The sequence below is a fragment of the Alphaproteobacteria bacterium genome (assembly GCA_016870095.1).
Lineage (GTDB): Bacteria > Pseudomonadota > Alphaproteobacteria > Paracaedibacterales > VGCI01 > VGCI01.
In genome coordinates this window covers 57306-79760 of record VGCI01000003.1, presented here as the reverse complement: position 1 = coordinate 79760, position 22455 = coordinate 57306, and the positions used below count along the sequence as shown (strand labels likewise).

Genomic DNA, 22455 nt, shown 5'->3' with positions numbered 1-22455 from the left:
GGAGAATGACAGGATGACTAAAGCGCCTGTAATACCAGAAATTCAGTGGCATGAAGGAATGCTATTATCCCCTCAACATTTTCAGCAAATGGAATTGCGTAATCAGCAAATCATGTCCTACCATTTGCATCGATTGACTCCTTTTTATTGGGGCATCCATCATTTTAAGCTTGATCCTGTTGTTTTAAGTACTGGACTTATACGTGTTCTAGAAATTGAAGCTGTCATGCCAGACGGACTTATTGTAAATCGATCTAGTGACAATGAAATTCCCTTAGAACTAGATCTCACTCCCTTAAAAGAAGATCTTTCAAAAGAAGCCATGACCCTGTATCTCGTTGTTCCAGAGCGAACAGGGACAAGCTCCTCTGTAATTGGAGAATGGCCTCGATATACATCAAGCGATGGTCCTGAAGTCGTAGACGAAAATACACCCGACAATATCATCCAGATTCCAAGGTTGTTACCAAAAATAGCTCTAGTGATGGGCGTTGTCCCCCCAGCTCGGTATGAATATATTCCTCTTGCGCGCATTATTTATCAGGATGAAGCTTTTCTTTTGACACCGTATATGCCGCCTTGTTTTATGGTTCATCAAAATTCTCCTCTAGGCACTCGCTGTGCATCCCTAGCCCTGAAAATGCGGGAAAAATCTTCCTACTTAATCGAGAAATGGCAAAATCAGATTGGCAGTGAAATTTTAAGAGAAACAGGTGAATTGCTCAGGCCACTTGCCGAATCTCTCCCTTTATTTGAAGCTGTTGTCGGAACGGGAAAGGCGCACCCTTACGATCTATACTTAACTTTATGTACGATTGCAGGTCGCCTAGCAACTTTACGGTTTAGTCAAACAATTCCCTCATTTTCTGCATACAAACATAATGAAATTTTCAATACAATCAATCCAATTCTGGAGTGGATGGAACGTATAATTCAAAGCATTGAGCAAACATACTCCATAATCCCTTTTCTGCAAAACGATCGGTTATTTTATCACAAGCTTCCTCATGTATGGGAAGAAGGAAGTATCCTCATCGGTGTACGTATTCCACAAACTATGGATGCCAATGAAATGATTGATTGGGTAAGGGAATGCGTTATTACCTCAGAAAATTTTATAGAATCAGCGCGTATAAGACGTGTAACGGGTGCTCCACGTGAGGCCCTTGAAGCCGATGAGTTAGCAGATCTCATGCCTGGTAGTGGTTTACAGCTATACCGCATCCAAATGGATCCTCATTATATTAAACTTGGGGAAAATCTCATGATTTTTCACGCCGCTGATCAACCCAGCAAACGTCCATCAGGAATCGTTTTATATGCAAAAGGTCCTCATCCTTTCGAGAATGAACCGACTGAGCAAGAAGGTTAAGTCAATAAATGAGTCGTATTAAAATTACCTCCCATTCATTTCTTGTTCAGAACTTCCATGAGTTTTTTAATCTCTTATTGCGTCAAAAAGAATTGGCTTTAAGAGCAAACGATGGCAATGATCCCCTAAAACTTTCAAAGCAAAAAGGCAAGAAGAAAGATCCTGACCCCATATTACAACCAGAAACACTAGAAGAAACAGAAGCAGCAATCACCGCCGCCGCTGAAGCTGCTAATGCTGCGACACTTGAATCAGAACACGAAGAAGATCTTAAGGAAATAAAAGAACCAGAAGAATATAAAGAACAACCTTTGGTAAATATTATTCAACGACGCTTAAGTATCCTCTTGGAAGAGCAAGCCATTCGATCAACCATTCAAGCTGGTGAATTTGCAGTTAGTTCTTATCAAGAATCTCTATATGCAATGGTAGCGTTTGCGGATGAGGTATTTTTAAATATACCCTGGAAGAGTCAAAAGTTATGGGAAGATAATTTGCTGGAAAGCCGATTTTTTCAAACACAAATTGCCGGCGAACTAATTTTTAAAAAAATAGAAGAACTTATTAGCACCAATGATCCTTTAAAGGCAGATTTAGCCATTATCTACCTCTTAATTTTAGGACTTGGATTCAAAGGTCAATTTCGCGCTGAAGATGCAAATCCGGAAAAATTAAATTTATACCGCCAACAACTTTTCAGGATGGTGAACCGACACCCGTCGAATTTATATGATCCCGGTCGAGAACATTTGATTGAGAGCTGTTATGAACACGTTTTGGATTCCACTATCAGTAAGGGACTTCCAGAAATTCGTATGTGGTTTCTGACTTTTGTGGGTATTTTGGGTGTATATCTTTTTGCCTCGACAGTCCTATGGTACAAACTTGTCAAAGAAATGGACTCATCTATAAGTAATATTTTACTTCAAGCTCAACAGATGGGGATTACATGAGTTCTTTTTTTTACTCACTCTCTCATCTGGGAAGCCGGATTCCAGAAATTATCCTTATCATTACCATTTTGGCCGTTGTCCTGATTCTTGCCCTCACGTTCTTAACAACCTATGCGATTAAGCAAGCTAAAAAAAAGGGGCCTATACCTGACCCTGAGCCCGATCCTTATGTAGAAAAAATTATTCCTGAATATAAAATGCCTCCCTTAGGTGGGCGCATATCACAGTTCTTAACATTAAGAGGTACTTTTCGTGTTGGGGATATAAGCTTATCCTTTTTGCGTGCCCTAGCTTTCTTGAGGGGTCGACTTGACACGCTTGTTTATAAATATCAACTTCCTTGGTATTTACTTATTGGAGCAAGCAATTCAGGAAAATCAACTCTTATGGAAAGTTCCGGTTTGAATCTTCCTGTTGGTATGCCTGATTTTGGAATTAAGGATCGTCACCCTGCCTGTCGATGGTGGTTTTATAATCGTGCCGTTGTTTTAGATGTTCATGGTTCTCTTGTAATTGAAGAAAAGAAAACGGCTGCAGATGAACATGGCTGGCGGACGATTTTGAACCTTTTAGGACGTTATCGCGCGAAACGCCCCCTTGATGGTATTATTTTAACCATTTCTGCATCAGAACTATACGGCCGACATCAATTAAGCCCTGAAAATATTAATGCACGTGCAAAGTTTCTATCTCACAAATTAACCGCTGCCCAACACCTACTTGGTCTTCGCTTACCCGTATATGTGATTGTAACAAAGTGTGATTTCTTACCGGGCTTCCAAAGTTTTTGTCACGAACTTCCCATTGCCCAACAACACAATATGTTAGGATGGTCTGTCCCTTACGCCCTGCATTCGGCATATTCACCACATTGGTTAGATGACGCTTTTACAAGTGTTGCTGAAGAATTAGCCAGTATTCAATTAGAAATGTTTGCCCATGGTGTTGAGGAAGAACATGGAGATGGAATTCTCGTTCTTTCCAATGAATTCTTTTCCCTGAAACATGGACTGAAGCTTTATTTAGATCACCTATTTAAAAGCAGTGCTTACGAAGAATCCTTAATGTTACGAGGTATTTATTTTTGCGGAGATAGTGGCCAAATTCCTTCTGGTGTTTTGATGACAGAAGATTTAGAAAATGAAAATGTGGAGAATGAGCTTAAATCAGAACTCATACTTTCAACACAGCCTCGGCCAACGGAAGAAGAAGATTCTTTGCTATGGAATGAAAATAACGAAACCCCCAATAGGCTGAGTCGCATTAGCCAAGCTCGTTTATTTGAAACGGATGAATCTCAATATATTAACTCAACATTTCGCAATATCTGTTTTGGTAAAGATATATTTGAAAGCAAAATATTCTTTGAATCAGGCCTTGCCTACCCTATTTATAGCCGTCTTATCTCTGCAAATCGAAATCTTAATCTTGCTAAGGCTGGAATGGTTGCATTTGTTGGTATTGGAACCTTCGGAATGTTTAATGCCTATGAGAATTTCATGAAAAATAGAGACTATCTCATGCCCGTATTAGGCAAGGTAAACTCTATCTTACAACAACTCCCCGCGTCGCAACTTGCAGAAACAACTGTCCCCGAATCTTTATTCAACAATCAAGCTCGAAGTTTGCTTGAAATGATGAACCATTTGCAAAGAACAAGCTTTTTCTCATTTTTCATTCCCTCTTCCTGGTTTAGCCCTCTTCAAGATCAATTGAATAGTTCTTTAAAGATATCTTATGAACAAATTATCTTACGAACTATTTATATGGATCTTCTCCTCAAAGCCCGTGACATCTTAAATATGCGCCCCGGAGATTCAATATTTGGCACTGCGCCAAAAACGACCTCAATCGTAATGCTTTTGACCCCATTGAATACGTCTGAGTATCATCAAGTAAAAAACTATGTTGAGCAGATAAATCAATTAATTCAAAATATTGATAAATATAACCGCTTAAGAGAAGAGGCTAACTCAAGTGTATTAAGTGAATTAATCGAGTATACTTTTAATATTCATTTGCCCCCAGAATTTTCTGCTTCTTATGAAAAATTTAGAAAAGTTTTGCATGAAGCACCATATCCCCCAATTGATTTGAAAGCATACTATCCAATTGCCCAAAACACGCTTCAAACTCTCTATATGAATTTTTTAAGTGTTTTATTTGCTCAAACAGATCCTATGTCTCTTATAGGACAACTCCGATATTTAACGGCAACCATCGGAAATGGCCAACCCAACCAACCTATAAATCTGGAACTTATTCGCGGATTTATAACGGGTCTTGGAGAAAGTCTACCCATTCTTGGTACTTCAGGACATAACTGGATTGATGGAAATTATTTTGATCCCGGCCCTGAATTTGCAGATTTAATGGCCAAAATTGATGCATTACCCCCTTTTGGCCCAACGTTTGTTGAAAGACTTGCCAGCCTAACCAGCACCCTTTACAAGTCTTTCCATGATGAACTATTGCAAATGAATGCTTCTTTGGTGAATCCAACAGGAACGGCACAAAAGAAAAATCTTCCTTCTGAGGGAATATTTAATCTCGAGAAAAATCTTCATAAGCTTTTTGCAGAGTCATTTATGGCAAAAACAAATGGGGAGATGTTTATCACGCAGATTCCTGAGAATAAATTTGTCTTATGGAATCAAAAGCTTATTGAAAATACTATAAATCTAATTAAGCAGTATGAAACCTTTATTGAGAAAGAATTGAATTCTTTTCCTATTCATCTCAGAGAAACTTTTAAAAAAATTGCTTTACAGAATTTGCAGCTCAATGTCATTGCCGATATTGCAAAAGCTCAAAGTTTTATTGATATTCCTAAAGGTCTGCAAGTTGGGGATACCAATGAAGAACTCTTACGAAATGCCATAGGGGATATAAAAAATACCACCCCCTCTTTCATTAAGTTATTAGAAACACTCAACCATATGAACAATGGTACGGTGTTTGTGGAGCTGCAAAATCTTTTAGGAGTTTTAGCTACGAGACTTTTAGAACGGGTTGATGCGCTCCTCATTTCGTACCAACCCTACACAGTTCGTGATAACAATTTTGACTGGTGGGATGGCAAAACACCTGTATTCTTGGAGGGTTTCCGGGTGAAAGACACCGAAGAGCTCAAAAACTATCTAGAACAACAACGCTTTTTAGTTTCTCACTTAGCTATTAACTATGCTCAACCCCTGATTAAACTTCTTGGGGCAGATATGATGAAGGCATTTGTCGGGAAAAGAGCACTCATCAACAGATGGACCCGAATTATTGATCAGCTTTCTCAATATGACAAGCGAAAGCCTGACAATGCCATTACCACCCTAGAAAACTTTATCGACAAAGATGCAGCTGATCTTACGATGAGCAACTGCTTTACAAAGTTCTCTTTGAAGCGTGTTGCAAAAAATTCTGGAGATTTCTTCCTGGATCGACGCATACAGTTGCAAAGGGCACTCATGTCTCGCTGCGAAATTGCCAAACGCAAAGATAGTATCCAAAATTACGAAAAGCTAGTCGCCACTTTTAATGAAACCTTAAAAGATAAATTTCCCTTTGTTGGTGAAAATCCCTCTCAAAGCCAAGGTGAGGCTGAACCAGAAGATATTAAGGCCTTCTTTACCCTTTACCATCAGTTTGGCGACAGCCCTAAACACATCTTGGAACAAGTTTATCAACTCGGTGAACCTGCCAAAGAACCCTACCAATTCTTAAAAGATATGGAAGAAGTTAAGGAATTCTTTCATACTTATTTGAAATCAAAATCTCCAGGCGACTTACCTGCATTGGACTTTTCCATTGACTTTAGGGTCAATAAAGAAAAGGAAGTTGGCGGCAACATGATTATTGAGTGGACGATTGCCCCCAGTGATACGGTAACCATTTCAAATAATGATAAAAAGAAAGCCGGTCGCTGGACCTATGGGAACCCGGTCACGATGACTTTCCGTTGGCCAGATTCATCTGAAACACAACCCTTTCAAGATGATGCTCAGCCTTTTATGGCTGTTGACGAGCAAACTGTTACCTATACTTACCCAGGACAATGGGCTCTCCTTTGGCTGTTACGCACACAACAAGCAAACAACAGTGATTTTACCAATATGCAAGATACCAAACCGAATACCTTGCGATTTGAGATCCCCAATGGTCCTGAAGAAAAAACGACTGTATACAATCGTATTATTTTGAACAAACCTGCAAGCGGAAAAAAACCCGGCGGTATATTGAGTCTTCCCTCCTTCCCAACGGATGCCCCAGATTTGGATCAAAAAATCACAGATATGGCCGAGAAGCCCGTTATTGTTCAAGGTCTTGTCAAACCAACAGAAGAAATCAGCGAAGATATTGAAAAAAGGGACAAAAAGGAAAAGAAGGACAAGAAAACCAAAAAGCCTGAAGAAGACGCTGCCGAAGCTCCAGAAGCACCGGAACCCCCAGCTGCCGAAGACAAAAAAGCAAAAGGAGGGTAGTGATGTCCACCCCCCAATTTCCTTCTTCTTTGAGAAAACCACTTCCGGCACTTAAGGATTTCTTAAGTCCCGTAACACCCCAAAATCCTACCGGCTCATCGTTAAGGTATGATCCCCTTTATGATGATGTCCGACTCCACAGACAGGAAGATGATTCCAGGCTCTCTATGGGAATATGGAAAACTGACCTTAAACGGGCAGAGTGGGGCAAGATTGAAGACTTATGTGTGGATGCACTTCTCAAGAAAACGAAAGATATTCAAATAACCGCCTGGCTCATGGAAGCCTGGATCTCTTTGGATGGAATTGAAGGCCAAACGCGCGGTACATTACTAATGTCAGGTTTATGTGAAACATTTTGGCTAACAATTTACCCCCAACTCGAAGCGGATGGAGATTCAGAAAAGCGCTTCTTAATTTTTGAGTGGCTTGATAGCGTTTTGCCTCCCAAGCTCATGTTGATTCCAATAACTCAGTCCAAAATTGATTCATCCTCTTTTGGACTTGGGTATTATAAGTCTGCTCAACTGAGTGATGCTTCTGAAAAGAGAGGAGAAAAACCTCGCAATCAAATGGCAAGAATGGATCCAGGTAAAATTGTTGGAACTGTTGAAGAATTTCAAAAAAGCCTTGAGCAAACATCCAATGAGTTTCTCTTAAAACAACTCAAAAGCCTCACAAACGCAATAGATGCCATGCAGAGCTTTAAAAATATGCTTGCAACCCTAACGAACGAAGCTCCACCCTCATTTTCTCAAATATTATTAACCCTAAAGGAGATGGTGAGAATTTGTTCATCGGCCATTCAACAGCGAGAGCCCTCCCCGGAGGATCTTGCGTCTGAAGCAGTCATAGAGCAAGGATCCGACCTCCCCCCTCCATCAGAAGATGAACCAGAATACGTGACTGAATCTGATGCAGAGGTGGAAACCGAAGATGAATCTGCCCCTCTATCAGAAGATTTACCCGACATTCAGCACCAGGCTCTTCCTGAAATGGATACGCAAACTCTTTCAGAGCCTATCGGTGAATCACAAGATCATTCAGACTTAGAAGAAATTTCCCTGAAGGCAGAGGAACCGAAAGAGGCGACGACATCACAATTAGATACCCCCCTTAATTTAACTACAGATGAAGAAATCTCTAAAGTTGAAGCCTATGGTAATGGTGAGGTTAAAACTCGAAAGGAAGCTTATCGTCAGCTAGCCATTATTGCAAATTTTCTTGAAGAAAGTGATCGTCATAGCGTCGCTCCCCCGCTTATTAATCAACTGATAAAGTGGGAAAACAAAAGTATTTTTGAAATATTTGACGAAATTGCCAAAACACCTGAAGAGTACGAGATTCTAAAAAAGGTTTTTGGTATTTCTTATGAGAAAAAGGAATGAAGAGGTGGGTAAATACCCACCCCTCACGCTATTTAGTATCGCCGATGATGGTGTCTCGGATAGCTTCTCCAATAATGCTGTTGAGGAACACCATAAGTATAGGGCTGTATATAAATATTAGGATCAATAATCCGAGGTGCCTTGTTCAAACACCGATTATAGCGATTATCACAACTATTATAGCAACCCTGATTGCCGTATAGCGCTGCACACTTGTTCGCACATCTATCATACTTATTTTCGCAATAAATATGACGACTTGTTATTCCATATGCATTTGAAGTTAATATTCCAAGAGTCATAATAAAAAAGAATAGAGATTTAATTTTCGCCTCCATTGGTTAGACAAGTTATAAGTTAATATTAGGCTATAAATATAAAAAAAATATTAATAATTCTATAAATCGCACTATTCTCAATTTTTTGCTTTCTAAATAATTAGCCACCCATTTTTGCAAATAAAATTATTAAAATAAAAAATAATATTTATCTTGTATTTATAACATTAAATTCACACATACATATTACTGGCAGATAAGAAAAAACTATTTAACCATGTATATTAAATTTTAAACGAGGAATATAATGAAAATTTTGAACATATATAAGTTTTTAATTGTTGGATTCATTGCTGGATCATTTAACAACCACTGCAAAGCTTTAGATTTGCGAAATATAAATGGCAATCTGTCCCGACAGGCTCAAAATTCTCATCCAGCTGCTCAAATTATAGGCAGTTTAATTGGAATATTAAGCAATACATTTGCTAATGAACCTTCTGAAACACACACTCAGAAAAAGTATATTGGAGGCCGTCCTCGTCAGGGAAGAACACGTCAATTAAGGTCAAATACACGAACGCAATTCTCTCAAAGACCGCAAAATTATAGACGCAACAACCAAATGTATCAAATTGGTGGTCAGAAAAGATTTGGGCACGCTGGAATATCACAAAGACATAATCCCTCACGAAACAGAAGACAAACTCCAAGGGCTTCATTTCAACAAAAACAAGTTCACAATAATTCATATGAGGCACCTCATATTCAGGGTAATGAATCTAGCGCCTACACCTACTAAGAGGCAAAAAATAGGGGGAATTAAACTAAACGTAACAAAATAGAGGGCTAAAAAGTTTAAGAAATGAGGAGTGATATTGATGTGACAATCCTCTCATTCCCGCTTCGCCCAGGAGACTGTAAGGTTGTATCCCCCTAAAGGAGCCAACGCCCGCACGCAGTTGATTATGATCGAAACGGCTGGTAGAGCAAGCTTTTGGCCACAGATGATTGCATTCTGCCCCACAAATCTGCTATACTCAATATTCAGACATAAACAAAAGTAAGAGTTACAAGAGATGATTATAGAACTTCACGATGTTATTGGCTTTTTAGGAGCAATTGCTATTTTGCTTGCTTACTTTCTTCTCCAAGCCAAGAAAATGTCGCCAGATGGCTTGATTTATTCTGTCTTAAATCTTGTTGGCGCAGTATTAATTCTATTCTCTCTTATCAATGCATGGAATCTCACAGCCGTATTCATCGAAATTATATGGTTTGGACTCAGTCTTGTGGGAATTTATAGGTGGTACAAATCTTCTTATACCAAAAAAGCTGTTCGATAGGTTACTTAACAGGAAAATATATCAGAAAAAATTTAAGACGAAAATATCGCTTTATACACACCAATTAGACTGATCTGCAAATAAGGCACGTAATAATTGGTTGTTAAGGGAATGACCAGAATTCACACCTATAAAATGTCCTAAAATAGGCATGCCAGCTAAAGCAAAGTCACCCACGGCATCGAGCATTTTGTGACGAACGAATTCATCATTGAAGCGAAGTCCATCTTCATTCATGACCTTACCGTCTTTAATAACAATCGTGTTATCAAGAGAAGCCCCTTGTGCAAGACCTTGAGACCAAAGATATTGTGCATCTTCATAAAACCCAAAAGTCCGAGCAGCTGAGAGAAGATCACAGAAATCATCTTGTTCTGGATAATAAGATAGGGACCAAGATTGATCGCCTAAACGTCCGTTGGCATTAAATTGGATTGTGTACTTAGATTCATCGCTTGGTTTAAAAGTTGCTGTTGAATGACCTACTTTAACCTCAACGGTCTTTAACACTTTGATTCGGGAGAGGAGCTTTCGCTGAGAGCGAACAGATGCCTGATGAATCAATTCAACAAAATTTGAAGAACTTCCGTCCATAATAGGAACTTCAGGACCATCTAATTCGATAATTGCATTATGAATGCCACAACCAGCCAATGCGGCAATAACATGTTCAATAGTAGATACAGATACTCCATGAGCATTTGTAATTTTCGTACACATTGCCGTATCTGTAACCTTATCCCAGCGAGCATTAATACGGCGAGAATCTTCAGGAACATCTGTACGAATGAAAACATACCCAGCGCTTGCCGTTGCAGGACGGAGTGTAATCGTTGCCGGCATTCCTGAATGCACACCAACACCTGAGCAAGATACAGGCGAAGCAAGAGTTTTTTGCCAATCAAATGAATTATGAGGGACCTTAAGCGGCAAGGTTACTTGCGCATCAGACTTTACATTCTTAGAGGCAATTCTCAAACTTTCCACAATGGATATCACTCATTTTAATACTTTATTCTTAATATAGAATGACGTACTTAGAAAGCTTGGGCAAATGCTAGAATGTTACAAAGTGTTACGCACACTTTCCTAAGAGCCCTACCCTCAATTTTCGAGCTATCTTGAAAATATTATCCATAAAAATCTCCACTCTGAGACCAAACATTTATTAGGAAATTATTAAGCATTAATTTCTAAATACGCGAGCGATTGCTTTTAAAATAAAAGAAGGGTACATACTTGATCATTAAGCCGCTTAAGCTTCTAGCATATTATAGGATATTAATGATGGTGCGAATTGCCCCTGATAACAAAGACGACAAGGTTGACGCACGCTTACCCACCTTGGGGGATGGATCCTTGTGGGCTGTAGGATGGATGCACTTTTTTTGGAGTGCAGGAACAATCATGGTGGGCTCGCTCTTGCCTACATTTTTGACTGAGGTCCTTCACGCTTCCCACACAAAAGTAGGTATTTTAGAAGGAGTTGCAATTGCCCTTATGTTTGCCTCAAAAATTATTTCCGGCGTGGTAAGTGACATTTTTCGCACCCGGAAACCCATGATTGCTATAGGAAGTCTTTTTACTATCTTGGTGAAATTTATGTTTGCAGCTGCAACCAGCTTTAACCTTGTTTTTATGGCAAAATGTATTGATCGGCTGAGCAAAGGAGTTAGATCTGCTCCAACTGATGCTTTAATCGCAGATTTAACAACAAATCATACTCATGGAAAAAGTTATGGAATCCGTCAAACACTCTACCCTTTAGGTGTGGTATTTGGGTCTTTATTGGCCATGAGTCTTATGATGGTAACTTCAAATAATTATAGAACAGTATTTTTATTAGCAACAATTCCAGGGGTTATTGCTTTGCTCATTCTTGTCTTCCTCATACCCCAACCAAAAATTCAACATGAAATACCCAAGCGCACCCTTCGATGGAATATAAAAGATATTAAATTTCTTTCCCATCGATACTGGTTACTATTGGGTGTTACCACCATTCTCATGTTAGCCAGATTTAGTGAAGCTTTCTTAAATCTACAAGCAAAATCTGTAGGCTGGCAAATTGCGATGTTGCCCCTTTTATTTGTTGCCTACGAATTGGTTCATTCTGCAGTTGCTTATCCGATAGGTCGTCTTGCCGATAAAGTAAGCCGCCAAAAACTTCTCCTTCTCGGCATGGGCGTCCTTTTAATCGCTAACTACGTCCTTGCTGGAGCCACCACTTGGAAGGGATCCCTTTGTGGCGTTATGATTGTCGGCCTCCATATGGGAATGACACAAGGATTAATATCCGCCATGATTGCCGAAGAAGCGCCGGCTGATTTGCGGGGAACCGCATTTGCCCTCTATTATTTTTGTATTGGGGGCTCTGTGATGATCGGCAACGTGATTGCAGGACACTTATCAGACACCTATGGCGTTCAGGGATGTTTTTTCGGGGGTATGGTATTTACTTCGATCGCTGCCTTGGCCTTGGGGCTGATTATTATCTTTTCCCCTTCCGACAAAAAATGACCTCCCTCCTCTGCGATATCATTCAAGCCGCCAGTCTCCAACTGGTTACCATAACTGAGAATCCTCAAAGAGAGGCCCGTTTATTAATGGCTCACGCCTTGAAGACCTCTTATGAAGAAATCTATTTTGCAAACGATCGACACTTAACGGCCGATGAAAAAGCTGAATTTAATAGACTTCTAAAACGCCGCCTTAATCAAGAGCCCTTATCCAAAATTCGGGGATATCGTGAATTTTGGAGCCGTAAATTTTGTGTGACTCCAGATACTTTGGACCCAAGACCTGATAGCGAAACCATAATTCAAGCGGTTCTTGATCATTTTCAAGATAAAACACAAACTTATCGAATACTTGATCTGGGTACGGGTACGGGGTGTTTACTCCTTACTTTATTATCCGAGTATCCTCAAGCAACGGGAGTAGGTGTGGATATCAGCGAAGCTGCTGTCTTAGTTGCCAAGGAAAACGCACACAATCACCATCTCGAAAATAGAGTGTCATTTATTGTGGGAAATTGGGGAGATGCACTTTCAGCAACATTTGATATCATCATAAGTAATCCTCCCTATATTGCTACCTATGAGAAACTATCAAAAGAGGTTGCTTCCTTTGATCCCTTCCTAGCATTATTTGCTGGCGACGACGGTCTCAAGTGTTATCGCGCCCTTGCGATGCAAATTCCAAACCTTATAGCCACTTCATCAAAAGCTTTTCTAGAACTTGGGGCGGACCAAGCTTCTGATGTTATTCGAATTTTTTCAGATAGTTATATATATGAATTTTACCGTGACATCCAGAATTTCGAGCGATGTGTCATTTTGTCTAGGAAAACCAAGCCTGTCAAATAAGCATAAAAGGCATGCAAAAATATATTGCTAAATGATTCTTTATAAGATATATTAAATGCATACCTTGAAGTTGATAAGAAAAAACACATCGCTTCAATATAAATTTATCTAATGGCATCATAATTTTTGGGGATTTCAGATGAAACAGATGATGATGAAGCGTGCACGCACACGTTCAACTCCTACTAGTCGATCTAAGTTGTCCAGCTCTATTAAATCCAATGTGAATGAATACTCTCAAAATGAAAATCTTCGCGGAAATTTGAGAAGCAATATCCAAAATTCTGTTGAAAAGTATACGACTCTTGCGCGTGATGCCATGACGACAGGTGATCGCGTTTTAGCTGAGAGCTATTATCAACAAGCTGAGCACTATTTACGTTTAAACAACGAGTATAAAGAAAACATCGTTATCCTTCCTCGCGCAGAAGCGAAAACCCCAGAAAAGGATGATGCTTTAATTGCTGCAAACGATTTTGAACTTTCAATTGAGCAAGAATTAGCTATTGCTCAAGCCAATCAATAAATCCTTACTCCTTTTTTTCTCTATCTCGGCTTCTCTCAAAAGTAGCCGAGATTTTTTTTATGCCCCTGTTCCAATCACCATTGTAAACTTTCTTTATCCCTCTATCACCGTCCCAAACATTTATGACCGTCTATTTTTCAGGAAAAAAAGACGAATTACTCTCAATTTAAGAACAAAATTGCGGTTAGGCAGGAGTAATGTTATAATCTTTCATAAATATTTTATATAATAAGGAGAAAACTCCATGAATACAGAACGTTATACGCAACGAGCTCAAGGGATAATTCAATCTGCTCAAATGTTTGCGTTGCGAGAGGGACACCAACGATTAACCCCTGAACATATCGCCAAAATTCTTTTGGATGATGAACAGGGTTTGTGTCGCCAGCTCGCTGATGAAGCCACCTCTCAAAACAATGCCGGGCACCAATTACAGTCTCTTATCCAAGAAGCTCTTGATAAACAATCCAAAGTCACCGGTGGAGGTGCGGGACAAATTTACCTTTCTCCTGAGGTTGCGCAAGTCCTAGAAGTTGCCGAAAAGGCGGCAGATAAAGCTAGTGACCGTTTTGTCACCGCTGAAATATTGTTTTTAGCTCTATCAATGGTTGAACCTACTAAAAGTCTATTTGCAAAAGCGGGTGTGAAATCCGAAGCTTTGAATCAAGCGATTCAAACCCTCAGAAAAGGGCGCAAAGCAGATAGCGCCACTGCAGAAGATACGTATGATGCTTTAAAACGATATGCCCGTGATCTCACTCAAGCTGCCCGTGAGGGAAAAATTGATCCTGTCATAGGTCGTGACGAGGAAATACGACGGACCATTCAAGTTTTGTCTCGTCGAACAAAAAACAACCCCGTTTTAATTGGCGAGCCGGGTGTTGGGAAGACAGCAATTGTTGAAGGGCTTGCCCAACGGATTGTAAATGGGGATGTGCCAGAGACATTGCGGGAAACTCAGCTGATGTCTTTAGATTTAGGAGCCTTAATTGCTGGCGCAAAATTTCGCGGTGAATTTGAAGAACGTCTTAAGGCCGTTTTGAATGAGATTACGCACGCCCAAGGAGATATTATTCTCTTTATTGATGAACTGCACACCCTCATTGGCGCTGGAAAAGCTGATGGAGCGATGGATGCCAGCAATATGTTAAAGCCAGCCTTGGCTCGGGGAGAGTTACACTGTTTGGGAGCTACAACCTTAGACGAATATCGTCAACACATTGAAAAAGATGCGGCATTAGCTCGTCGTTTCCAACCCGTTTTCGTTTCAGAACCGACAGTGGAAGATTCCATTTCCATTTTGCGCGGGTTGAAAGAAAAATATGAACTTCATCATGGCGTGAGAATTAGCGATGGAGCCATAGTTGCTGCTTGTACCTTATCGAATCGCTATATTAGTGATCGTTTCCTACCCGACAAAGCCATTGATCTTATGGACGAAGCAGCTAGCCGTATACGCATGATTGTTGACTCAAAGCCTGAAGAAATTGATGAGCTAGATCGTCGAATTATTCAGCTTAAAATTGAACGGGAGGCCCTGAAACGAGAAACAGATAAAGCCTCCCAGGAACGACTGCAGAAACTTGAAACAGAGCTCGCAGATTTAGAAGAAAAATCATTGAACTTAAGTTCAGTATGGCGAGCGGAAAAGGAAATTTTAAACCAAGCTCAAAAACTCAAAGAACAACTTGACTCATTACGCTCGGAACTTGATATGGCACAACGTAAGGGAGATCTTGCACGAGCCGGTCAAATTATGTATGGGCTTATTCCAGATCTTGAAACCAAGCTTTTAGATATCGAATCCAAGCAAACTCAGCGTTCTTTAAAGGAAGAGGTCACTGAGCAAGATATTGCAGCCATTGTAGAACGCTGGACAGGCATTCCTGTTGAAAAAATGTTGACGGGCGAGAAAGATAAGCTTTTAGGCATGGAAGCGTCACTGCATCAACGTGTCATAGGTCAAGATGAAGCTATTAAAGCCATCGCCAATGCTATACGTCGAAGCCGAGCAGGCTTGCAAGATCCGAATCGGCCGATGGGTTCCTTTCTCTTCTTAGGTCCTACTGGCGTCGGCAAAACCGAATTAACGAAGGCTTTGGCGGGATTTATGTTTAATGATGAATCTCATATGATTCGCATCGACATGTCGGAATATATGGAAAAACATGCGGTTTCAAGGCTCATTGGTGCCCCTCCCGGGTATGTAGGGTATGAGCAAGGGGGTGAATTAACAGAAGCCGTTCGACGCCGTCCGTACCAGGTTATTCTCTTTGATGAAGTTGAGAAAGCTCATCGAGACGTGTTTAATATTCTTTTGCAAGTTTTAGATGATGGTCGTCTCACAGACGGTCAAGGTCGGACGGTCGATTTTAAGAATACGCTGATTATAATGACTTCCAACCTAGGGGCTGAAGCCCTAGCAGATCATCTTGAAGGAGATTTGACCCCTCATATGCGAGATCAGGTCATGAACGCTGTCAGACAAGCTTTCCGGCCAGAATTTTTAAATCGATTAGATGAAATCCTCATTTTCCATCGCTTGAGTCGAGCAAATATGGCTCAGATTGTCAAAATTCAATTGAAACAGTTGGAAAACCGTTTGCTCGAGAGAAAGATTGCTTTAAGCATTGATGACAAAGCCTTGGAATGGTTAAGTGAAGCTGGATTTGACCCAATATATGGTGCGCGACCTTTGAAACGTGTTATCCAACGCACTCTTCAAGACGCGCTGGCGTTAAAACTTCTTGACGGCACCCTTAAGGAGGGCGATACGGTGAACATTTCCTGCAATAAGGAAGGTTTGGTTATTAAAAATTAGTCCGATTAGAAATGAATTATTAAAAAATACCTCACTTAATGTGTGCACATGGTATAAATAAACATGTGGATTGATTAAAGATGAGTTTGGGCGTTCTGTGTTCACCAATTTTGCCGTCAATATTAAAGGTTTAAAAGTTACCTTTACAACAGACAAAATACCTAAAGAAATTCTAAAAGGGATTGATTTGTCTATTCCGCAAGGCCAAATATTTGGCATTATCGGGCGAAGTGGTGCAGGTAAAAGCACGCTCCTACGGTGTTTGAACGGACTTGAATCTCCTAATTCTGGCGAGGTCATTATCGATCAAGTGTCGATGAACCATACCTCACTTCCATTGCGACGGGATATTTTACAAAAAATTGGGACCGTGTTCCAAAATTTTAATCTATTACGTCGCCGTACTGTCTTAGAAAATATTGCTCTGCCTCTTGAATTTAGAGGATTAAATGCTAATGAAATAACAATAAAAGCCAAAGAGATTGCAGATCTTGTCGGTTTACACGACAAATATCATTCTTACCCAAGTCAGCTCAGCGGGGGTCAGAATCAAAGAGTTGCTATTGCTCGTGCTCTTGTTTCAAATGTATCCCTCTTGTTGTGTGATGAATTTACAAGTGCTCTTGACCCCGAAACGGCACTAGAAATTTTAGCTCTTTTGCAGGATTTGAATCAAAGGTTGGGCATTACTATTCTGCTTATAACTCATGATATGTCTGTGATCCGAGAAATTTGTGACCAAGTTTGTGTTTTAGATGAGGGAAAAGTTGTAGAAATTGGAAATGTAGAATCCATTCTTTTGAGGCCACAACATGAGGTCACACAATCCCTTGTGAGCCATTTGTTTATCAAGGAATTACCGCGCGCCATCAGTGCTACGATGCACCCTATATCTGGTGAGGGTGACCATGTGGTAATTCGCCTATTCTTCTCAAACAACACTTCCTATCAGCCCGCTATTGCAGATATTATTCAGAAGTTTCATGTACCTATTAATATCATTATTGGTAGCCTGGGACATGTCCGTGAAGTCGCTTTTGGCTCAATGGTGGTCACGCTCCCCACCTCCTATAAAACCCAAGAAGACACTGTTGTCACTGATATTTTAACCTATTTTCAAACACACAATATTTCAGCTGAAATTTTAGGATATATTCCCCCACCATGACATCTTTACTCCTCCAATCCTTATTCGAAACTTTGCTCATGGTTAGTGCTTCAACGCTAGCATCTATCTTGATTGGCCTGCCTTTGGCCGTAATATTGTCGATTACAGCTCCTAGGGGTTTGTATCCACACGCAGCGATTCACCATATTTTGGGAAGTTTCATAAACGCGATTCGTTCCATTCCCTATATTATCCTCGTCGTACTCCTGATGCCCCTCACACGTATTCTCGTAGGCTCTTCTATTGGAACTCTAGCCGCTATCATTCCTTTAAGTTTAGCCGGCGCACTTCTCGTTACACGGCTGGTTGAGGATGCATTGCGCAATACACCTCAGGGATTGATTGAAGTTGGTATCGCTATGGGCGCTTCAAAGCGACAAATCATTACTCAGATTCTTCTCTTTGAAGCTATGCCTTCCCTAATAGCCGGCATCACTACAGTTATCATTAACCTTATTGGATTTTCAGCAATGGCCGGCACAGTGGGTGGTGGTGGATTGGGAGATCTCGCTATTCGTTATGGATATCAACGGTATGATGTCACTTTGATGCTGATAATTGTTGTCATTCTCGTTATACTTGTACAAACCATACAAATGCTTGGGGACTTTATTTCTAGAAGATTAACCAAATAAGAGAATTTATAAAATGAAACTCTATTTTTCAGCTATTTTATTCGCATCCTTTACCCTTTGTGCAGCAGCGATGGCATTAAAAGTTGGGGTCACTGCAGGACCTCATGCGGATATTGTGAACAAAATTAAAGAAATAGCTAAAAAACAAAACCTTACTATCGATGTGATTGAATTTAATGATTATGTTTTACCTAATGAGGCTTTAGCCTCCAAAGATTTGGATGTTAATAGCTATCAACATGAACTTTTCCTGAACGGACAAAAGGAAAGTCGCGGCTACAAATTAAAGGCAATTGGCAAAACTGTTGTCATGCCTCTTGGTATTTACTCAAAAAAAATTAAATCCTTAGCTGATTTGCCTGCGGGGGCTAAAATTGCGATCCCAAACGACCCAACAAATGGTGGACGTGCGTTAAAATTATTATCAAAAAACAAAACAATAGAAGTTAAAAGTGTCACAAACCCTACTGTCCTCGACATAACTTCTAACCCCAAAAATATCTCTTTTGTTGAAATGGAGGCTCCCCTTATTCCCAAAATTCTACCAGATGTTGATGCGGCTGTTATCAACACTGATTGGGTCTTACAATCCGGCCTAGATCCCACGACAGCTATCACCCATGAAGATAAGGACTCTCCTTATGTCAATATTATTGCTGTCCGAGAAGAAGATGAAAATAAAAGCGACATTCAGCAGTTTGTAAAATTATACCAAAGCCCCGAGATTCGCACTTTCATTGAAACAACCTACAAAGGAGCCGTTATTGCGGCTTGGTAAAGTAATTTAGATAACTTATTGAGTGAGATGATGATGAAAATCAAAATATTTAGTGTTTTTTCAATTTTCATTTTAGCATTTTCTTTCTTATTGAATTTATCTCTTTTATTGAACTTTGAGAAAGCATTTGCAATTGGAAATGCTCAAAATTACTTTCAGTGCATTTTGTGGATTATAACCACATTTGCGTTCATAACTGCCGCTTGGGAAATTTATAAAAAAGGTCAATATCGCATTTTCAAAAGCCTTTTATATCTGTCAATTCCTATGATATTTATCTATAACTCAATAATTTACCAGTTTAATTTTGGTCCAGAATTGTCAATTTGGATTGGATCAACTGATTCAAAAACCTTAAGTATGGGCACAAATTTCCATGCCTTTGTGCTTAATTACAAATTTTCATTATCTACAATCCCTAAAGACAATATGCTAAAGCTTGGCATTAACCTTTTTTCAATCATTATTTTAGTTTTACTTAAACGTCTTAGAATCGAAGAGCCAACAATAGCGACAAAAAATGATGGAAAACACACATGAGCATTAACTAATTCTTTTTCAAAAAATTTTGATATTTATTTATACAGTCTCAAAATTTTTCTCATTTAACAAATATCCTAACTTATCTTTAATACTATTTTGCTATACTTTAAAATTATAATGAAAGGTTAATAATGTATCGGTTGTTTCTCTTAATTTTGATATTCTTCTTGTCCTCCCCTTTATCTGGACGAGCCGCTTTTCCTGTAACTTCTTCCATCGAGACTACTTACTCAAGTATCGTTAAGAAAACGGCGCCCGCAATTGTCAGTATTTCCACATCAAAATCCATGAAGAAACACAATGAATTATTAGGCAATGACCCTTTTTTTACCTTCTACTTTGGCAGTCATACCCCTTTAAAAGACCTACCTGAAAAAGCTCGGGCCACATCATTAGGATCTGGGGTCATTGTTAGCCCTACAGGCATTGTGATTACTTGTGTCCATGTTATTGCAAATGCAGAAAAAATTCTTGTAACTTTAAACGATAATCGTGAATTTGAAGGCGAAGTAATTGCAAAGGATAATCAAAATGACCTCGTAGCCATTCAACTGAAAGATGTGCCATCGACTTTTCCCCTTCCCTCAATTTCATTAGGAAACAGCGATGTAGAAGTTGGTGACTTTATTTTAGCCATAGGGAATCCTTTTGGCGTGGGCCAAACTGTAACGAGTGGAATTATTTCCGCAATTGCAAGAAATGTTCGCGGACGTATGCTTATTCAAACAGATGCCTCTATCAATCCAGGAAATTCCGGGGGCGCACTGGTCAGCATGCAAGGCAATTTAATTGGTGTTCCCAACGCAATTCTATCTAAAACAGGATCAAGCCATGGTATTGGTTTTGCCATTCCCCAAGCGGTTATAAGAACCCTGTTGGAGAGCATTCCTAATGGTGGAATTATTGTACGACCTTGGGCAGGTATTACTGTCCAGCGCCTGACAAGCAAAATTGCAAAATCTCTCAATCTTCCCATTCCTCAAGGCGTTCTTATTAGCGCTTTGCATGCCGCGAGCCCAGCCCTTCTCTCAGGGCTTACAACCGGGGATATTATTACTTCTCTCAATGGTCAAAGCATTTCCAACCCAGAAGAATTTATTTATCGCATTCAGTCTGTACCCATTGGCCAAAATATTATACTAAGCATTTTGCGCAATGGGCAAGCCCAACAATTAACCTTCCAGCCTATTGTGCCCCCTGCTGTTCCAGCGCCAAATCAGCAAGTTATTACTAGACTGGGTGGAATTTTGAGGGGCTTAGAGGTTGCGAATCTGTCTCCGGCTCTTATTTCTCAATATCAGCTTCCTTTCACAACACCTGAAAAAGGTGTTATTATAACGAATCCGGGAACCAACGTTTTGGCTCAAAAATTACAATTAAAACCCGGAGACATCCTTGAGCAAATTAACAACTACCCTATTGAATCAGTAGAAGATTTATTAACAAAGGCATCCACTTTGAGATCACTTATTATACGCCAAGGCGATAAACGAATAGAGGTAAATAAAAATTCATGACAGATTTATTTACCTCCAATCTATCGGAACCCATGCCCCCCTTAGCTGAAGAATTGCGCCCCACTTCTTTAAGTGAAGTGGTTGGTCAAGATCATTTAATTAGTGCAGAAGGATCCCTTACCACCTTTTTAAAAGCCCCACGTCTTCCTTCTCTTATTTTTTGGGGACCTCCAGGTACAGGTAAGACGACCCTCGCACGTCTCATTGCCAAGGAACGGAATCAACCCTTCATCCAATTATCGGCTGTTTTTGCGGGTGTTGCCGATTTGCGCCGTGTTTTTGAGGAAGCTTCTAAAGCAACAAATACAATCCTGTTCGTAGATGAAATTCATCGATTTAATAAATCTCAACAGGATGCTCTTTTGGGACCCATGGAAAGCGGACTCATCACCTTGATTGGAGCTACCACAGAAAACCCCTCTTTCGCTCTTAATACTGCCTTATTATCTCGTGCACGCGTTCTTGTGATTCATTCTCTAACCTCAGAGGCTCTAGAAGCCCTCGTTCAACGAGCTGAAAAGAAAATTGGACACTCACTGGCTCTGACAACGGAAGCCCGCACCAGCCTCATCCACCTAGCAGATGGCGACGGAAGAATGCTCCTCAATCTTATTGAAACCATTCAATGTCAATCATCCGACAAACCCCTCACCCCTGAAGACCTATCAACGATATTACAACAACGCGCCGCTTTATATGACCGTTCTCAAGAATTTCATTATAATTTAATCAGCGCTTTTATAAAGTCGATGAGGGGCTCAGATCCTGATGCCGCTCTATATTGGATGGCACGAATGATTCTTGGTGGGGAAGATCCCCTATTTATTGCCCGAAGAATGGTTAGATTTGCATCAGAAGATATTGGACTTGCAGATCCTCAAGCCCTCATTCATGCCATGGCGTGCCAACAAAGCTATGAACGGTTAGGGTCACCAGAAGGCGAATTAGCCCTCGCAAATGCAGCAACATATCTAGCGACGGCCCCAAAATCCAATGCTGTTTATATGGCCTGGAAAAGCGCGGAAAATGCTGCGCGGTCATCAGGGTCTCTTATGCCCCCCCAAAATATATTAAATGCGCCAACAACGCTGATGAAGAAGCAAGGTTACGGAAAAGGGTATATTTATGATCACGATACCCCTCAAGGTTTTTCAGGACAAAACTTCTTTCCTGAAAATATGGGAAAACAAACTTATTATATTCCTTTTGAACGAGGATTTGAGCGTGACATTATTAAACGATTGGAATACTGGAATAATTTACGAAAATCTGTTAAATCTAAATAAG

Annotated in this window: 17 protein-coding genes; 16 read left to right on the top strand and 1 reads right to left on the bottom strand. The window is 40.1% G+C overall.

Annotated features, from left to right (window positions below):
- Positions 1–13: 13 nt before the first annotated feature.
- From FJX03_03205 to FJX03_03180, 6 genes are all read left to right on the top strand, one after another.
- A complete protein-coding gene (locus FJX03_03205; GenBank protein ID MBM3632701.1) occupies positions 14–1372 on the top strand; it encodes a hypothetical protein in 1359 nt (452 codons plus the stop codon).
- Between the two features lie 8 nt (positions 1373–1380).
- Positions 1381–2325 carry a DotU family type IV/VI secretion system protein gene (locus FJX03_03200; protein ID MBM3632700.1) on the top strand — a complete coding sequence of 315 codons (945 nt, stop codon included), beginning with the start codon at positions 1381–1383 and terminating at the stop codon, positions 2323–2325.
- Entirely contained in the window at positions 2322–6800 is a 4479-nt protein-coding gene (locus FJX03_03195) for a hypothetical protein (protein MBM3632699.1), read from the top strand. The genes FJX03_03200 and FJX03_03195 overlap by 4 nt, the downstream gene beginning before the upstream one ends.
- A gap of 2 nt (positions 6801–6802) precedes the next feature.
- Positions 6803–8188 (top strand): type VI secretion system protein TssA, encoded by a 1386-nt coding sequence (gene tssA, locus FJX03_03190; protein ID MBM3632698.1) that lies wholly within the window; start codon positions 6803–6805, stop codon positions 8186–8188.
- 585 nt (positions 8189–8773) lie between these two features.
- The gene (locus FJX03_03185) at positions 8774–9268 is read left to right on the top strand and encodes a hypothetical protein (GenBank protein MBM3632697.1); all 495 of its coding nucleotides are present in this window, start codon (positions 8774–8776) and stop codon (positions 9266–9268) included.
- Positions 9269–9548: 280 nt separating this feature from the next.
- Positions 9549–9812, top strand: coding sequence for a hypothetical protein (locus tag FJX03_03180; protein MBM3632696.1), 264 nt, complete (start codon positions 9549–9551; stop codon positions 9810–9812).
- Positions 9813–9863: 51 nt separating this feature from the next.
- On the opposite strand, the gene lpxC is transcribed toward FJX03_03180, so the two are convergent.
- Positions 9864–10745, bottom strand: a complete 882-nt coding sequence (gene lpxC / locus FJX03_03175) for a UDP-3-O-[3-hydroxymyristoyl] N-acetylglucosamine deacetylase (GenBank protein MBM3632695.1) — start codon at positions 10743–10745, stop codon at positions 9864–9866.
- 351 nt (positions 10746–11096) lie between these two features.
- Here lpxC and FJX03_03170 point away from each other — a divergent pair, with 351 nt between their 5' ends.
- From FJX03_03170 to FJX03_03125, 10 genes are all read left to right on the top strand, one after another.
- On the top strand, positions 11097–12332 hold the full coding sequence (locus FJX03_03170) for an MFS transporter (GenBank protein MBM3632694.1): 1236 nt from the start codon (positions 11097–11099) through the stop codon (positions 12330–12332).
- Positions 12245–13180 carry a peptide chain release factor N(5)-glutamine methyltransferase gene (prmC, locus tag FJX03_03165; protein ID MBM3632693.1) on the top strand — a complete coding sequence of 312 codons (936 nt, stop codon included), beginning with the start codon at positions 12245–12247 and terminating at the stop codon, positions 13178–13180. The genes FJX03_03170 and prmC overlap by 88 nt, the downstream gene beginning before the upstream one ends.
- Before the next feature lie 139 nt (positions 13181–13319).
- On the top strand, positions 13320–13706 hold the full coding sequence (locus FJX03_03160; protein MBM3632692.1) for a DUF4167 domain-containing protein: 387 nt from the start codon (positions 13320–13322) through the stop codon (positions 13704–13706).
- 244 nt (positions 13707–13950) lie between these two features.
- Positions 13951–16527, top strand: a complete 2577-nt coding sequence (clpB, locus tag FJX03_03155) for an ATP-dependent chaperone ClpB (protein MBM3632691.1) — start codon at positions 13951–13953, stop codon at positions 16525–16527.
- Between the two features lie 70 nt (positions 16528–16597).
- Positions 16598–17695, top strand: coding sequence for an ATP-binding cassette domain-containing protein (locus FJX03_03150; protein MBM3632690.1), 1098 nt, complete (start codon positions 16598–16600; stop codon positions 17693–17695).
- Positions 17692–18330, top strand: a complete 639-nt coding sequence (locus tag FJX03_03145) for an ABC transporter permease (GenBank protein MBM3632689.1) — start codon at positions 17692–17694, stop codon at positions 18328–18330. Before FJX03_03150 ends, FJX03_03145 begins: the two co-directional genes overlap by 4 nt.
- 13 nt (positions 18331–18343) lie before the next feature.
- Positions 18344–19108 carry a MetQ/NlpA family ABC transporter substrate-binding protein gene (locus FJX03_03140; protein MBM3632688.1) on the top strand — a complete coding sequence of 255 codons (765 nt, stop codon included), beginning with the start codon at positions 18344–18346 and terminating at the stop codon, positions 19106–19108.
- Between the two features lie 27 nt (positions 19109–19135).
- Positions 19136–19648 carry a hypothetical protein gene (locus FJX03_03135; GenBank protein MBM3632687.1) on the top strand — a complete coding sequence of 171 codons (513 nt, stop codon included), beginning with the start codon at positions 19136–19138 and terminating at the stop codon, positions 19646–19648.
- Between the two features lie 134 nt (positions 19649–19782).
- Positions 19783–21168, top strand: coding sequence for a PDZ domain-containing protein (locus FJX03_03130; protein ID MBM3632686.1), 1386 nt, complete (start codon positions 19783–19785; stop codon positions 21166–21168).
- Positions 21165–22454: a replication-associated recombination protein A gene (locus tag FJX03_03125; GenBank protein MBM3632685.1), complete on the top strand. Its 1290-nt coding sequence runs from the start codon at positions 21165–21167 to the stop codon at positions 22452–22454. The genes FJX03_03130 and FJX03_03125 overlap by 4 nt, the downstream gene beginning before the upstream one ends.
- Position 22455: the final 1 nt, after the last annotated feature.

Coding starts and splice junctions, on each gene's coding strand:
- FJX03_03200 (MBM3632700.1), top strand. CDS start 1,381: ATGAGTCGTATTAAAATTACCTCCCATTCATTTCTTGTTCAGAACTTC.
- FJX03_03125 (MBM3632685.1), top strand. CDS start 21,165: ATGACAGATTTATTTACCTCCAATCTATCGGAACCCATGCCCCCCTTA.
- FJX03_03135 (MBM3632687.1), top strand. CDS start 19,136: ATGATGATGAAAATCAAAATATTTAGTGTTTTTTCAATTTTCATTTTA.
- FJX03_03130 (MBM3632686.1), top strand. CDS start 19,783: ATGTATCGGTTGTTTCTCTTAATTTTGATATTCTTCTTGTCCTCCCCT.
- FJX03_03205 (MBM3632701.1), top strand. CDS start 14: ATGACTAAAGCGCCTGTAATACCAGAAATTCAGTGGCATGAAGGAATG.
- clpB (MBM3632691.1), top strand. CDS start 13,951: ATGAATACAGAACGTTATACGCAACGAGCTCAAGGGATAATTCAATCT.
- FJX03_03145 (MBM3632689.1), top strand. CDS start 17,692: ATGACATCTTTACTCCTCCAATCCTTATTCGAAACTTTGCTCATGGTT.
- FJX03_03140 (MBM3632688.1), top strand. CDS start 18,344: ATGAAACTCTATTTTTCAGCTATTTTATTCGCATCCTTTACCCTTTGT.
- FJX03_03160 (MBM3632692.1), top strand. CDS start 13,320: ATGAAACAGATGATGATGAAGCGTGCACGCACACGTTCAACTCCTACT.
- tssA (MBM3632698.1), top strand. CDS start 6,803: ATGTCCACCCCCCAATTTCCTTCTTCTTTGAGAAAACCACTTCCGGCA.
- FJX03_03170 (MBM3632694.1), top strand. CDS start 11,097: ATGATGGTGCGAATTGCCCCTGATAACAAAGACGACAAGGTTGACGCA.
- prmC (MBM3632693.1), top strand. CDS start 12,245: ATGTTTTTTCGGGGGTATGGTATTTACTTCGATCGCTGCCTTGGCCTT.
- FJX03_03195 (MBM3632699.1), top strand. CDS start 2,322: ATGAGTTCTTTTTTTTACTCACTCTCTCATCTGGGAAGCCGGATTCCA.
- FJX03_03185 (MBM3632697.1), top strand. CDS start 8,774: ATGAAAATTTTGAACATATATAAGTTTTTAATTGTTGGATTCATTGCT.